This window comes from Duganella sp. Leaf61 (assembly GCF_001421905.1).
GTDB lineage: Bacteria > Pseudomonadota > Gammaproteobacteria > Burkholderiales > Burkholderiaceae_D > Rugamonas > Rugamonas zoogloeoides.
In genome coordinates this window covers 47,349-60,141 of record NZ_LMLM01000006.1, presented here as the reverse complement: position 1 = coordinate 60,141, position 12,793 = coordinate 47,349, and the positions used below count along the sequence as shown (strand labels likewise).

Below are 12,793 nucleotides of genomic sequence, written 5' to 3'. Positions count from 1 at the left end.
CGTGCCACGCTGGAATATCAAGGAGACTATCATGACCAAACCCATTCCCGACGTCCGCACCGGCCAGGCGCCCGCCAAACTGGGCCGCAACGAGTTTCACCTGCAGTTCATGCGTTCCTACGCAGATCCGCGCTTTGACGATGTCCACGACGCGCTGGCCCAGGTCGAGGAGGTCGCCTGGCGCAACTATGACGACAGCCGCAAGGCGCCGGTCACGCAAAAGGCCGGCCCCGGCTTTGCAGATCCTGACTACGATATGTCGGTGGAGTGGAAGGCAACGCGCGACCGCCTGATCGAGGCCGAGCGCGTGCAGAAGGATGGCGCCACGCGGTCGCGCGTGTTGCTGATCAACGCCTCGGCCCGCAACGACGGTACCTGTCCCGGCGAAATCTCCAAGACCCACCGCATGGTGGAATGGGCGCAGCAGACGCTGGCCCGGTCCGATATCGACAGCGATGTGCTCGACCTGAGCCTGCTCACCTCGAGCTACGATTTGCACATCCATCCGTGCAAGGGCTGCGTTTCGACGGCGATGCCGCTGTGCCACTGGCCTTGCACGTGCTACCCGAACCACGCCGAGCGCCAGACCAGCGACTGGATGGCGGAAATCTACGAAAAATGGGTAGCCGCGCACGGCGTGATCATCCTTACGCCCACCTACTGGTACCAGGCGCCGGCCGTGCTCAAGTCGATGATCGACCGGCTGGTCTGTGCCGATGGCGGCAATCCCGATCCCACCACCACGCATGGCAAGAAGGCGGCGGAGGCGAAGGCGATCGAACTGGCGGGGTGGGGTTATCCCAAGCACCTGGCGGGCCGCGCGTTCGGGCTGGTGGTGCATGGCGACGTGGCCGGCATCGAAACCCTGCGCCGCAACCTGTCGGACTGGCTGACCTGGATGGGGCTGATCGACGCGGGCAAGCAGTCCACGCTGGACCGCTACATCGGCTACTACGAATCGTATGCGGAAAGCCACGAGGTGCTGGACCGCGACCAGGCATTCCAGCAGGAGGTGCACAACGTGGCGGCCTCGGTGGCGCAGGCGGTCAAATTGCTGCGCGCCGGGCAGTTGCAGCAGCCCGATGCCGAGGTGCCGCCGGCGCGGCCCAAGTAGCTCCGGCTACTGCTTCAGGTTACTGCGTCATGCCGCCGCATCAGGCCAAGTACATCAGGCCAGTAGTCTGGCCAGTACGTCAGGCCACTGCGTCAGGCCACTGCGTCAGGCCAGCGCAGCCATCGCCTCGCCCAGGCGCACCGGGCCGGCCGGTTGCCAGGCGGGGTTGAAGCAGAGCGTATCTTTCGGGAACAGCATCACCACGGTGGAGCCGAGCAGGAAGCGGCCCAGTTCATCGCCTTTTTTGAGCACGATGTTCTGGTCGTCGTAGGTCCATTCGGTGACCTTGGGCAGGCGCGGCGGGTTGACCAGGCCGTGCCACACGGTGGCCATGCTGCCGACGATGGTGGCGCCCACCAGCGTCATCACGAACGGGCCGTGGGCCGTGTCGAACACGCATACCACGCGCTCGTTGCGGGCGAACAGGCCGGGGATACCGCGCGCGGTGGTGGGATTGACCGAGAACAGCTCGCCCGGCACATAGATCATGCGCGTGAGCTTGCCGTCCACCGGCATGTGGATGCGGTGGTAGTCGCGCGGGCTCAGGTACAGGTTGGCGAAGCTGCCATGTTGAAACTTGGCTGCCAGCGCGGCGTCGCCGCCGACCAGCGCGGTGGTCGAAAACTTGTGGCCCTTGGCCTGGAAAATCTGGTCGTCCTCGATCGCGCCGAACTGGCTGATGCGGCCATCGACCGGGCAGATGAATGCGGCGTCGGCCAGCGGCCGTGCGTCCGGGCGCAAGGCGCGCGTAAAGAATTCGTTGAAGCTCGGGTAGCTGGCGATGTCCGGATTGAGTGCCTCACCCATGTTGACGTCGTAACGGCCCACGAACCAGCGGATCAGGCGCGTGGTCATGGCGCCGCCCTTGGCGCCGGCAACACGGCCGGCGAAGTTGGTCAGCGCTCCCTTGGGAAGCAGGTATTGGGGCAAAACGGCAAGGCGGTCGGACACGATGGCATTCCAATAACGAAGAGACGATCGCGCATTATAAACGGATCGCTTCCGTTGTAGCGAAGTCACGCGCCGGTGAGATTTTTACCAAACCCCGTTATGAAATTTCGCCAAACCGGCGCGTGGACGCAACAGTAGTGCCCTAATTCATCAATGTTTAACATGGGCAATGCATAATGACGCATCCCATCGTCTATCTCCTGGTCATCCCATGTCCAAGTCCGTCCTGCGTCCTACCCGGATCGCTGCTGCCGTTTGCTCCATATTCCTTGTCAGCCATGCCGCCCGCGCCGAAGACGCGCCTGCGCCGGCGCCGGTCAAGGCCAACTCCACTAGCGCGCAAGCACCGGTCATGCAGACCGTGATGGTCAAGGGCAGCGCCGCCACCTACGATGCACGGCGCGACGATACCGCCAGCAAGGTGGTAGTGAACAGCGAGGAAATCCAGAAGTACGGCGACACCTCGGTCAACGATGTACTCAAGCGCCTGCCCGGGATTACCGTCGGCGGCGCGGCCGGGCGGGGCGGTGGCGAGATCCGCATGCGCGGCCTCGGTTCCGGCTACACGCAAATCCTGATCAACGGTGAAAAAGCGCCGGCCGGATTTTCCATCGACAACCTGGCGCCGGACGTGATCGAACGCATCGAAGTGCTGCGCGCGGCCAGCGCCGAGTTTTCCACCCAGTCGATTGCCGGTACCATCAATATCGTGCTGAAAAAGACCGTCAAGCTCGACCAGCACGTGGTGAAAATCAGCGGCGCCAAGGGCAGTACGTTCAGCTCGCCCAGCGCCAGCATCCAGTGGTCGGATCGCGACGGCGCGCTGTCGTACTCGATGGGCGCCAACGCCTGGCGCTACCAGTACGATCGCACCACGCCCAGCTACGAGACCGGCACCGATGCCGCTGGCGTGCCCGATGTCGCGCGCGCATCCACCTGGTCCGACCGTGGCCGGTCGGACGGCTTCAACCTGTCGCCGCGCCTGAACTGGGCGCTCGGTGACGGCGACACGCTGACCTGGCAAACTTTTATCAACTACAACACCTTCACCAGCAACAGCCAGAGTTTGACCAGCGTGGAGCTGGCCGCCGACCGTGGTCCCGACTACGACCGCATTGACGGCAATTTTGGCAGCCACAACGGCTTTGCCCGTACCGACCTCAACTGGGTGAAGCAGCTGGGTGACGGTGCCAAGCTCGACGCCAAGTTCGGCATCAACGGCAACCGCAATGCGTCCGACGGTTACAACCTGGGCAGCAAGGACGGTGCAGCGCCCACGCTGGACCGCAAGGTGGTGTCAAAAACCACCGAGCAAGGTTTCAGCAGCCAGGGCAAGTATTCGCGCCCGCTGGTGTTGGGCGCCACCCAGGACGGCGTGGAAGCCCCCGAGCACGCGCTGTCGCTCGGTTGGGACGTGGGCGTGACCGACCGCGACGACACGCGCCGCCAGCGCGAAGCGCCACTGCCCGGCAGCAATCCCGCCAACTTCGACGAGGATTTTTCCGCGCGCATCACCCGCGTGGCGGTGTACGGCCAGGACGAGTGGAACGTCAGCCCGAGCTGGTCGATGTACGCAGGCGTGCGCTGGGAGGGCTACCAGACCGAGATCGACGGCGCCGGCTTTGCGTCCGTCAACGAGCGCTCCAGCGTGCTCAGCCCGCTGTTCCAGACCCTGTACAAGCTGCCCAACAAGAAAGATCAACTGCGCCTGGCGCTGACCCGCACCTACAAGGCGCCGGCTACTTCCAACATGGTGCCGCGTAATTTCATTTCTGCCAACAATAGCCGGCTCGACCCCGACCGCCGCGGCAATCCGCGCCTGAAACCCGAGGTGGCGCTGGGCCTGGATGCGTCGTTCGAACATTACTGGGGTGACGGCGCCATGCTCAGCGCCAGCGCCTCGCTGCGCCAGATCGACGATTACACGCACAATGTGCTGATGCAGGACGGCGAACGCTGGCTGGCGATGCAGGTCAACGACGGCCGCGCGGAAACCCGGGGCATCGAACTGGAAGCCAAGTTCCCCCTACGCGCCGTGTTCAACGACGTGCCGGCGATCGATGTGCGTGCCAGCGTCAGCCGCAACTGGTCGCGCGTGAACAGCGTGCCGGGACCGGACAACCGGCTCGACCAGCAAGTGCCGCTGAGCGCTACCGTAGGCCTCGATTATAAAAGCGCAGATGGCGAGCTGAGCACCGGTACCAGTTTCAGTTTCCGTAACGGCGGCCTGGCGCGCCTGACCGATATCCAGAGCGGATACAACTCGGTGCGCCGCGATCTCGACGTTTATGCTTTGTGGAAAATCGATACCCGCAATAATGTGCGGGTAGCGGTCTCGAATTTACTGGCACAGGATTACTCCACCGAATCCCTGTATGCCGATGCCCAGGGAACCTCGAACCGTTCCACCACCAATGCCGGAGAAACCCAGTTCCGCCTGACGGTCGAACGCCGGTTTTAACTTTTTGAGCCGGGCAGCGCAACGCTGCCCGGTATATCTGTGCGCCGGATAATCGATCCGGCCCTTTAGCACCTGCCTGCCGATTCAAATCCCTTTATCGATTCGCTGTTGCCATGATACTGGTCGAACCTGCTTTCGATAGACAACGAGATTTGTGGAAAAACTCCGGTTTTATAGCTATATTGGTATTTGTAACGTGCGCCTCTGGAGAAAAGCGCCAAAGTTATGGTAAATTGCGCCTATAAAATTCTCACACATTCTCACTTGTGGTTTTTTAGTGAACAACCCGCCGATAAGAAGGATTTAAGATGACGACCTACCAAGAGTACAAAGCAAAAATCGCCGAGCTGGAAAACCTGGCTGAAAATGCCCGTAAAAACGAAGTGACCAAGGCCAAAGAGCAAATCGCCACCATCATGCGCGATTACGGCCTGACCATTGCCGACCTGGGTACTGTTGCCAAAGTTAAACCAGTCAAAACCCGCGCACCGGTGCCAACCAAATACCGTGACGAAGCTACCGGCCAAACCTGGACCGGCCGTGGCCGTGCGCCGAAATGGCTCGAAGGTAAAGACAAGAACCAATTCCTGATTAAATAATCTGAATCTCCAAAAACCTACTGCGCGTCTCGCTATCGCCTCTCCGTTGCTCAGCGTACATTCGTACGCCTCCGCTACTCGAGACGATAGCAAGCCGCTCGCTACGGTTTTTTGGAGATTCATTATTAGATATTAGTTTTTGCAAGTTTATTTGCAGCCTGTGGTTGCAAAGGCAGGCATGCGTGACCGTTGTTCAGACTGGTGAACGCGTGCCTTGCATTTCATTAAGGTATTTATAGCCGTTGCTTTTCTGATGAAAGGCGAACGCACTGAAACCGGTCCCGGCTGTTTCGTGCGATGATGGCGGCATGGCTTCGATTCCTCTTTTCCCCCTCAATACCACTCTGTTCCCTGACGGGCATTTGCCGCTGCAAGTGTTTGAAGTTCGTTATCTGGACATGGTCAAGCGCTGTATCGAACAGGACGAACAATTTGGCGTGGTTTCCCTGCTCGAAGGCAGCGAAACACGCGTGCCAGATCAGCAAGATACGTTATCCACTGGCGGCACCATGGCCAGGATTACCGAATGGGTTTCTCCGATGCCGGGCCTGTTGCAGATATCGTGCATCGGTACCACGCGTTTTCAGGTGCGTTCCGCGCACCAGTTGAAACACGGTTTATGGATGGCCGACGTCGATAACATGGCCGAAGATATGGTGGTGCCGGTTCCGGCTGAACAGCAGGACGTGGCCAATGCACTTGGCTCGCTGATCCGCTCGTTGCAAAAAAAACAGATTTCGATTTCCAAAATGCCGCTGTCGCCGCCGTATCGATTAGATGAGGCCGGTTGGGTGGCGAATCGCTGGTGCGAATTACTGCGTCTGCCGCAGGAAGAAAAACAGCGCCTGCTGTTGCAGGAAAATCCAGTATTACGCCTGGAGTTAATCCAGGACGTACTCAGCGAAAACGGTTTATTGGACCAGTAGTAGAGAAATATTTAATCGCCGGGATGCACGGTGCCGGCGCTGTCCAGCGCATGCACCCGCACCGACCACATCACGCCTGTCACCAATAACAGCATGGCCGCCACTTCCAGCACGCGCGGCCATTGCTGGTGATAGATAAAACCATAGCCAAGCGCGAACAGGGTTTCAAACAATATCAATTGGCCCGACAGCGTCAGCGGCACGGTGCGGCTGGCGATATTCCATAAATGGTTGCCGATCACGGAGGCGCCCAGTGCCAGCAATGCATTGACGATCCAGAAAACGGTCCAGTCGCGTCCGCTAGCCACGGCGCCGGCGCCGGTCACGTCGTCATGGAACACGGCCAGCGCCACGGCCGCGATCACCAGCGCGATCAGCCCGCTCGAGACGCCGTACAGCGCCGACCATTCACCGCTGCTGAAATGCGGATTGCGCTTGAGGTAGCGGGCATTGTCCACCGAGTACCAGGTCCAGCAGAGCAGGGCGCCGACGGCGCACACCACGCCGGCCAGCTTGACTGCCAGCGTGGCGCCGGCGCCGGCACTGGTGACCGCATCGTGCGAAAAGACATCGATATTGATGCAGGCAATGCCGGCCGCGACCAGCAGCAGCGGCCACGCCAGCTGGCGCAGCGGCACGGCGCCGTGGTCCTTGCGGCCCATCAGGGTGACGGTAATCGGCAGCACGCCGATGATCAGCGACGTGGCCGACACGCCCGCCATCTGCACACCGAGCGCCAGCAGCATGTAATAAACGATGTTGCCGGCCAGCGCATGCTTGACCATGGCCGACACATCGCTGCGGTCAAGCCGGCGCAGCAGCGGCGGCAGGCGCCGGTGCAGCAGGACGGCGGCGATCAGGCCGTAAGCGATATAGCGCCCGCAGGCCATTTCCAGCGGCGTGAATGCGGTAAGGTAGGCGGGCACGATGAACACCATGCCCCACATCGCGCCGGCCAGCAGGCCGCAGAAAACGCCACGCCACATGTCAGTAGCCCCAGCACAGCCAGCCAAGGGCGGCGAGGTTGCAGGCTACGGAGATCCAGAACCGGACCTGGAACGAGGTCTTGGCGGTTTTATGGCGCAGCCGGCGCTGGGCCAGCCAGCCACCGGGCCAGCCGCACAAGAACCCGAGCAGCAGCATAACGCGCTCGGGAATACGGCGCTCGCCGCGCCGGGCGGCAGCCTTGTCGATGGCATACACGATGTAGCAGACGGTGCTGGCCACTGCATACACCGAGGCCAGCCACATGGCCAGCAGCGGCCACATGGTCAACACGCCGGGCGTGGGCACGCTCAGAAGTACGACAGGCCGAGCGCGGCCTTCACTTCATCGGCGGTTTTGGCCGCCACTTCGCGCGCGCGGAACGTGCCTTCCTTGAGCATTTGCATGATGTAGCCCTTGTCCTGGGCGAGTTCCTCGCGGCGGGCGCGGATCGGCGCCAGCATTTCCTGCAACACCACTTCCAGGCGCTTCTTGACGATCGAGTCGCCCAGGCCGCCACGCACGTAATGCGCTTTCATTTCCGCCAGCTTGTCTTTTTCAGGATCGAAAGCGTCGAGGTAGATGAAGGCGACGTTGCCTTCCAGGTGGCCAGGGTCTTCCACGCGCAGGTGCAGCGGGTCGGTATAGACCTTCTTGACGGCGGCGGTGATCTCGGCGGCAGTGGCGCCCAGGTTGATGGTGTTGCCGAGCGATTTGCTCATCTTGGCCTTGCCGTCGGTGCCCGGCAGGCGGCCGATTTCCGGCACCAGCGCCTTGCATTCGACCAGCACGTCGCGGTTGGCGAGGCGGTTGAAACGGCGCACGATTTCATTGGTCTGCTCGATCATCGGGATCTGGTCTTCGCCTACCGGTACGATCGACGCCTTGAAGGCTGAAATGTCGGCCGCCTGCGAAGCAGGGTAGGTGAGGAAACCGGCCGGGATATCGCGTTCGAAGCCGCGCAGCACGATCTCGGCCTTGACGGTCGGGTTGCGCTCGAGGCGCGCCACGGTCACCAGGTTCAGGTAATAGAAGGTCAGCTCGGCCAGTTCAGGAATCTGCGACTGGATCAGGATGGTCGATTTGGCCGGGTCGATGCCCACTGCCAGGTAGTCGAGCGCCACTTCCACGACATTGCGGTGGACCTTGTTGACGTCTTCCATATTGTCGGTCAACGCTTGCGAGTCGGCCAGCATGATGAATTGCTGGTAATCGTCCTGGTACGTGACGCGGTTGCGCAGGCTGCCCACGTAGTGGCCCAGGTGCAGCGGGCCGGTCGGACGGTCGCCGGTCAGGATCACGGTCGGACCCTTGGCCGCCGTGGCAGCGGGCGCGGAAGAGATAACTTGGGACTGGTCGGGCTGGTTCATCGGGCAGTATTCCTTGGGTTGCCCAAGTCCGGCTCGACGAATAAAAACGCCACCAGACTCGGGCGGCGTTGATAAAAATATCACATCACTATCGGGAAACAGTGAAATAGTGGCCGCGCTCGCTAGGAGCGGCGCCAATTCAGCAGCAATGTGGTGAAAAAATTCATGGCCGTATGGTTGCAGTTCGGCGCCGGTCTGTCAAGGCCGGTCCGTCGCATGCGGGTGGGTCGTAAAGTAGCGCCGCGCCACCACGATGGCCGCCACCTGCATTGCCGCGCACAGGAAGAAAGTGGCGCCGATGCGCCAGTCGCCGGCCGGCAGGCGGCTGACCTGGGCCAGGATGGCGGAACCGAGCAGCGGCATCACGATCACGCCCGCGCTGCTGATCGACTGCAGAGAGCCCATCAACTCGCCCTGTTCATCGGCCGGGGTGGCGCGCGAGACCAGGCTTTGCAGCGCCGGGCCAGCGGCAAAGGCCAGCACATTGCACACGATGATGGCGTACATCATCCAGCCCTCGGTGGCCAGGCCATAGGCCAGGTAGGCCACCGCGCCGGAGATGATCCCCAGCCGTGCCAGTTTGACCTCGCCCCAGCGGCGGATCAAGGCCCCGAGCAGGCCAGCCTGCACCACGGCGGCAGTCAACCCCACGCAAAACAGCGCAAAGCCGTTCTGGCCCGGCGTCCAGTCGAAGCGGAACGTGGTGTACAGCACCCAGGTGGTGTTGAGCATCATCTGGGCGCAGGTGACCAGCGTGAAGGTGATCACCAGGCCACGGATGTCGGTGCGCCGCCCCAGCTTGATCAGGGAGGTGAACGGGTTGAGGCGGGCCTTGTCGAACGGCGGGCGCACGCCCGGCGCCAGCGATTCGGGCACCACCAGGTAGCCGTAAATAAAGTTGGCGGCCGACAGCGCGGCGGCTACGTAGAACGGCAGGTGGATATCGATGCCGCCCAGCAGGCCGCCCAGCATCGGACCGCAGATGAAACCGAGGCCGAACGCCGCGCCCACCTTGCCGAAGCTCTTGGCGCGGTTCTCGGGCGTGGAGATGTCGGACGCATACGCCGCCGCCACCGACATGCTGGCCGACGACATGCCGCCGATCACGCGGCCGATGAACAGGCAGGCCAGGTTGGGCGCCCAGGCGGTGGCGAGAAAATTGGCGCACATGCCGCCCATCGAATACAGCATCACCGGGCGCCGGCCCACGCGGTCGCTCAAGGCGCCCAGCATGGGCATGAACAGGAACTGCATCAGGCCGAAGGTGGCGCTCATCACGCCGTACCACAGCGACTGTTCGTCGCGCGAGGACGTGAACTGGCCGACCAGCACCGGCAGCACCGGCACGATCAGACCCACGCCCAGCATGTCGATGAACACGCAGATCAGGATGAAGTTGAGATTAGCCGCCCGTGGCGTGGCTGCCGGCGCCGACACTACGCCCACTCTTCGGCAAAACGGTCGCGAAACGCCAGCAGTTCCGCCAGCCGTTCTTCGCCCAGCTGGCGGCCGGTGGCGGTCTGCATCTTGCCGGGCAGGGTGGCCAGCTTGGTCTCGATATGGTCGAGCGCATAGGCGCGGTCGTCGCGCTCGCGGTGGCGTGCCAGCGGATCATGGCTGTGCGCCAGATTCGATCCCATGCGGCCGGCGATGTAGAACAGCCGCGCCAGGCCTACTGCGCCCAGCGCGTCGAGGCGGTCGGCGTCCTGGACGATCTGCGCCTCGATGGTGTGGGCGGGCAGGGCGGCGGAAAAGCTGTGGCACTCGATGGCGTGCGCCACGGCGGCCAGTCGTTCGGCCGGAAAATCGCGCGCAGCCAGTTCGCGCGTGGCCAGTGCGGCGGCCTGGCGCGAGGCCAGGTGGCGCTCGGGATGGTTCTTGGGCAGGTTGACCCGATCGTGCAGGTAGCAGGCGGCCAGCACCACCAGTGCATCGGCTTCTTCATGCCGGGCCAGCAGCAGGGTGGCGTTGCGCCACACCCGGTGCAGGTGATTGATATCGTGCGCGCCGTCGTCGTCCTGCCCGGCGGTGGCCAGGGCGATCAGGCGTGGCTGCCAGTAGTCGAGCAAGCTGTCCATGAGACTCCACAATCAAACCGCCATCATACCTTGCCCAAGCACTATTTTCGTGCGGTGGGGAGGTTCAGGAGCGAATAGTTGATGCTTGGAAACTTGACTTGAGGTAACATTAGGCCATATTTTTAGTGAAGGATTACCGCAATGAACAGCAACGTCACCGAAATGCACGCCAATTCCCCTGCCGGCGAGTTTCTTGCATTTACCCTGGGCCAGGAAGAATACGGTATCGATATCCAGAAAGTCAGCGAGATCCGCAGCTACGAAACCCCGACCCGCATCGCCAATGCGCCGGAATTCGTCAAGGGCGTGGTCAACCTGCGCGGCATCATCGTGCCGATCGTCGATATGCGCATCAAGTTCAACCTGGGCACGCCGAGCTACGACCAGTTCACGGTCGTCATCATCCTCAATATCGGCCACCGCGTGGTGGGCATGGTCGTCGATCGCGTGTCGGACGTGACCACGCTGACCCACGAGCAGATCAAGCCGGCCCCGGAAATCGGTTCGGCCATCAACACCGACCACATCGTGGGCCTGGGCACCATCGAAGACCGCATGTTGATCCTGGTTGATATCGACAAGCTGATGTCCAGCGAAGACATGGGGCTTATCGAGAAAACAGCAATGGCTGCTTAAGTATTGAATGCCGATGCTGGCATCCGTTGCAGATTGTTTTTGAACCAAGAGGCAAGAATGAATATGTTGGCGAATATCAGTATCGGCAAGCGCCTGGCGCTGGGGTTTACGGTCATCCTGGCGTTTGCCATGGTGATCACCGGCATCGGCGTGTGGCGCCTGCAAGGCGTGGCGTCGGCCACGGCCGACATGATGCAGGTGCCGCTGGCCAAGGAGCGCATGATCGGCGATTGGTCCAGTAATATTGATAGCGCTATCAAGCGCACCACGGCAATCGCCCGCAGCACCGACGCCAGCCTGGCGACATATTTTGCCGATGAAGCGAAGGCGTCGTCGGCGCGCTCGTCCGAGTACCAGAAAAAAATCGAGGAACTGATCACCGAACCGGACGAGAAGGAATTGTTCGCCCGTATCGGCGCGCAGCGCAAGATCTACCTGTCTTCGCGCGATGAACTGAGCAAGTTCAAGGCAGCCGGCGACCTGGAACAGGCGCAGCGCATCTTCGATACCATGTTCGTCCCCGGCACCGCCAAGTACCAGGCCCTGATCGCCGACCTGCTCAAGCTGCAGCGCGCCCGGATCGACGCCACTGCCGCCCATATCGACGCCGTGGCCAGCACCAGCCGTAACCTGCTGCTGGTGCTGGCGGCGTTGATGCTGGCGTTTGGCGTGCTGTGCGCCTGGCTGCTCACGTCCGGCATTACCGGTCCGCTGCGCGCGGCCGTGGTGGCGGCCCGCCGCGTGGCCAGCGGCGATCTCACCGGCCACATCGATGATCGAGGCACCGACGAAACCTCACAACTGCTGGGCGCACTGAAAGAGATGAACGCCAGCCTGCTGGGCATCGTCGCCGAGGTGCGCAGCGGTACCGACCATATCACCACGTCGTCCACCGAAATCGCCGAGGGCAACCAGGACCTGTCGCGCCGCACCGAGCAGCAGGCCGGCGCGCTGGAGGAAACCGCGTCGTCGATGGAGGAGTTGACGTCCGCCGTCAAACACAATGCCGACAACGCGCGCCAGGCCAACGTGCTGGCGGCATCGGCGTCGCAGGTGGCGGTCAAGGGCGGGCAGGTGGTGTCGCAGGTGGTGGATACCATGGATTCGATCAATCAGTCGTCGCGCCGGATTGTCGATATCATTGCCGTCATCGACGGCATCGCGTTCCAGACCAACATCCTGGCCCTGAACGCTGCCGTGGAAGCGGCGCGCGCCGGCGAGCAGGGGCGAGGCTTCGCGGTGGTGGCGTCGGAAGTGCGCAACCTGGCGCAGCGCTCGGCGTCGGCCGCGAAAGAAATCAAGCAACTGATCGGCGACTCGGTGGACAAGGTCAACCAGGGCAGCAAGCTGGTGGCCGACGCGGGCGCCACGATGGACGAAATCGTCAGCAGCGTGGCGCGCGTGAGCGACATCATCACCGAAATCACCGCCGCCACCACCGAGCAAAGCGCCGGCATCAACGAAGTCAACCAGGCTATCGGTTCGATGGACGCCGTGACCCAGCAGAACGCCGCGCTGGTCGAGCAGGCCGCCGCTGCGGCGGAATCGATGCAGCAGCAGGCGGCCGTGCTGGCGCAGGCAGTCGCGGTGTTCAAGGTGACAGGAATGGCGTACCAGTCGCGCCCGGGCGCCAGGCCGCGCAAGGCGGCGTTGCAGATCACTTAGAACCATCCC

12 protein-coding genes are annotated in these 12,793 nt (G+C 62.3%); 6 read left to right on the top strand and 6 right to left on the bottom strand.

What is annotated here, in order from left to right; translation table 11 throughout:
• The first annotated feature begins 31 nt into the window (after positions 1-31).
• The gene (locus tag ASF04_RS07765; protein ID WP_056139654.1) at positions 32-1,114 is read left to right on the top strand and encodes a flavodoxin family protein; all 1,083 of its coding nucleotides are present in this window, start codon (positions 32-34) and stop codon (positions 1,112-1,114) included.
• A 105-nt stretch (positions 1,115-1,219) separates the two neighbouring features.
• Here the strand turns inward: ASF04_RS07765 and asd are convergent, their stop codons facing one another.
• A complete protein-coding gene (gene asd, locus ASF04_RS07760) occupies positions 1,220-2,065 on the bottom strand; it encodes an archaetidylserine decarboxylase (RefSeq protein ID WP_056139652.1) in 846 nt (281 codons plus the stop codon).
• Between the two features lie 211 nt (positions 2,066-2,276).
• Between asd and ASF04_RS07755 the strand changes: the two genes are divergently transcribed.
• The 3 genes from ASF04_RS07755 (at position 2,277) to ASF04_RS07745 (ending at position 6,051) form a co-directional block, all read left to right on the top strand.
• A complete protein-coding gene (locus ASF04_RS07755) occupies positions 2,277-4,526 on the top strand; it encodes a TonB-dependent siderophore receptor (protein ID WP_056139650.1) in 2,250 nt (749 codons plus the stop codon).
• Positions 4,527-4,834: 308 nt separating this feature from the next.
• Positions 4,835-5,125, top strand: coding sequence for an H-NS family nucleoid-associated regulatory protein (locus ASF04_RS07750; RefSeq protein WP_019922509.1), 291 nt, complete (start codon positions 4,835-4,837; stop codon positions 5,123-5,125).
• Between the two features lie 308 nt (positions 5,126-5,433).
• A complete protein-coding gene (locus ASF04_RS07745; RefSeq protein WP_056139648.1) occupies positions 5,434-6,051 on the top strand; it encodes an LON peptidase substrate-binding domain-containing protein in 618 nt (205 codons plus the stop codon).
• A gap of 11 nt (positions 6,052-6,062) precedes the next feature.
• Here ASF04_RS07745 and ASF04_RS07740 read toward each other — a convergent pair whose 3' ends face one another.
• The 5 genes from ASF04_RS07740 to ASF04_RS07720 all read right to left on the bottom strand — a co-directional run bounded on the left by ASF04_RS07740 (position 6,063) and on the right by ASF04_RS07720 (position 10,483).
• On the bottom strand, positions 6,063-7,037 hold the full coding sequence (locus tag ASF04_RS07740; RefSeq protein WP_056139646.1) for a DMT family transporter: 975 nt from the start codon (positions 7,035-7,037) through the stop codon (positions 6,063-6,065).
• Position 7,038: 1 nt separating this feature from the next.
• Positions 7,039-7,320 (bottom strand): DUF1294 domain-containing protein, encoded by a 282-nt coding sequence (locus tag ASF04_RS07735; protein ID WP_056139724.1) that lies wholly within the window; start codon positions 7,318-7,320, stop codon positions 7,039-7,041.
• A gap of 26 nt (positions 7,321-7,346) precedes the next feature.
• Entirely contained in the window at positions 7,347-8,405 is a 1,059-nt protein-coding gene (gene trpS / locus ASF04_RS07730) for a tryptophan--tRNA ligase (protein WP_056139644.1), read from the bottom strand.
• Between the two features lie 198 nt (positions 8,406-8,603).
• A complete protein-coding gene (locus ASF04_RS07725) occupies positions 8,604-9,851 on the bottom strand; it encodes a TCR/Tet family MFS transporter (RefSeq protein WP_056139642.1) in 1,248 nt (415 codons plus the stop codon).
• Complete coding sequence (locus ASF04_RS07720) at positions 9,842-10,483, bottom strand: HD domain-containing protein (RefSeq protein WP_056139640.1); 642 nt, start codon at positions 10,481-10,483, stop codon at positions 9,842-9,844. Before ASF04_RS07720 ends, ASF04_RS07725 begins: the two co-directional genes overlap by 10 nt.
• 141 nt (positions 10,484-10,624) lie before the next feature.
• Between ASF04_RS07720 and ASF04_RS07715 the strand changes: the two genes are divergently transcribed.
• Together ASF04_RS07715 and ASF04_RS07710 are read left to right on the top strand one after the other, a co-directional pair.
• On the top strand, positions 10,625-11,119 hold the full coding sequence (locus ASF04_RS07715) for a chemotaxis protein CheW (RefSeq protein ID WP_019922516.1): 495 nt from the start codon (positions 10,625-10,627) through the stop codon (positions 11,117-11,119).
• Between the two features lie 57 nt (positions 11,120-11,176).
• The gene (locus ASF04_RS07710) at positions 11,177-12,784 is read left to right on the top strand and encodes a methyl-accepting chemotaxis protein (RefSeq protein WP_056139639.1); all 1,608 of its coding nucleotides are present in this window, start codon (positions 11,177-11,179) and stop codon (positions 12,782-12,784) included.
• Positions 12,785-12,793 lie beyond the last annotated feature (9 nt).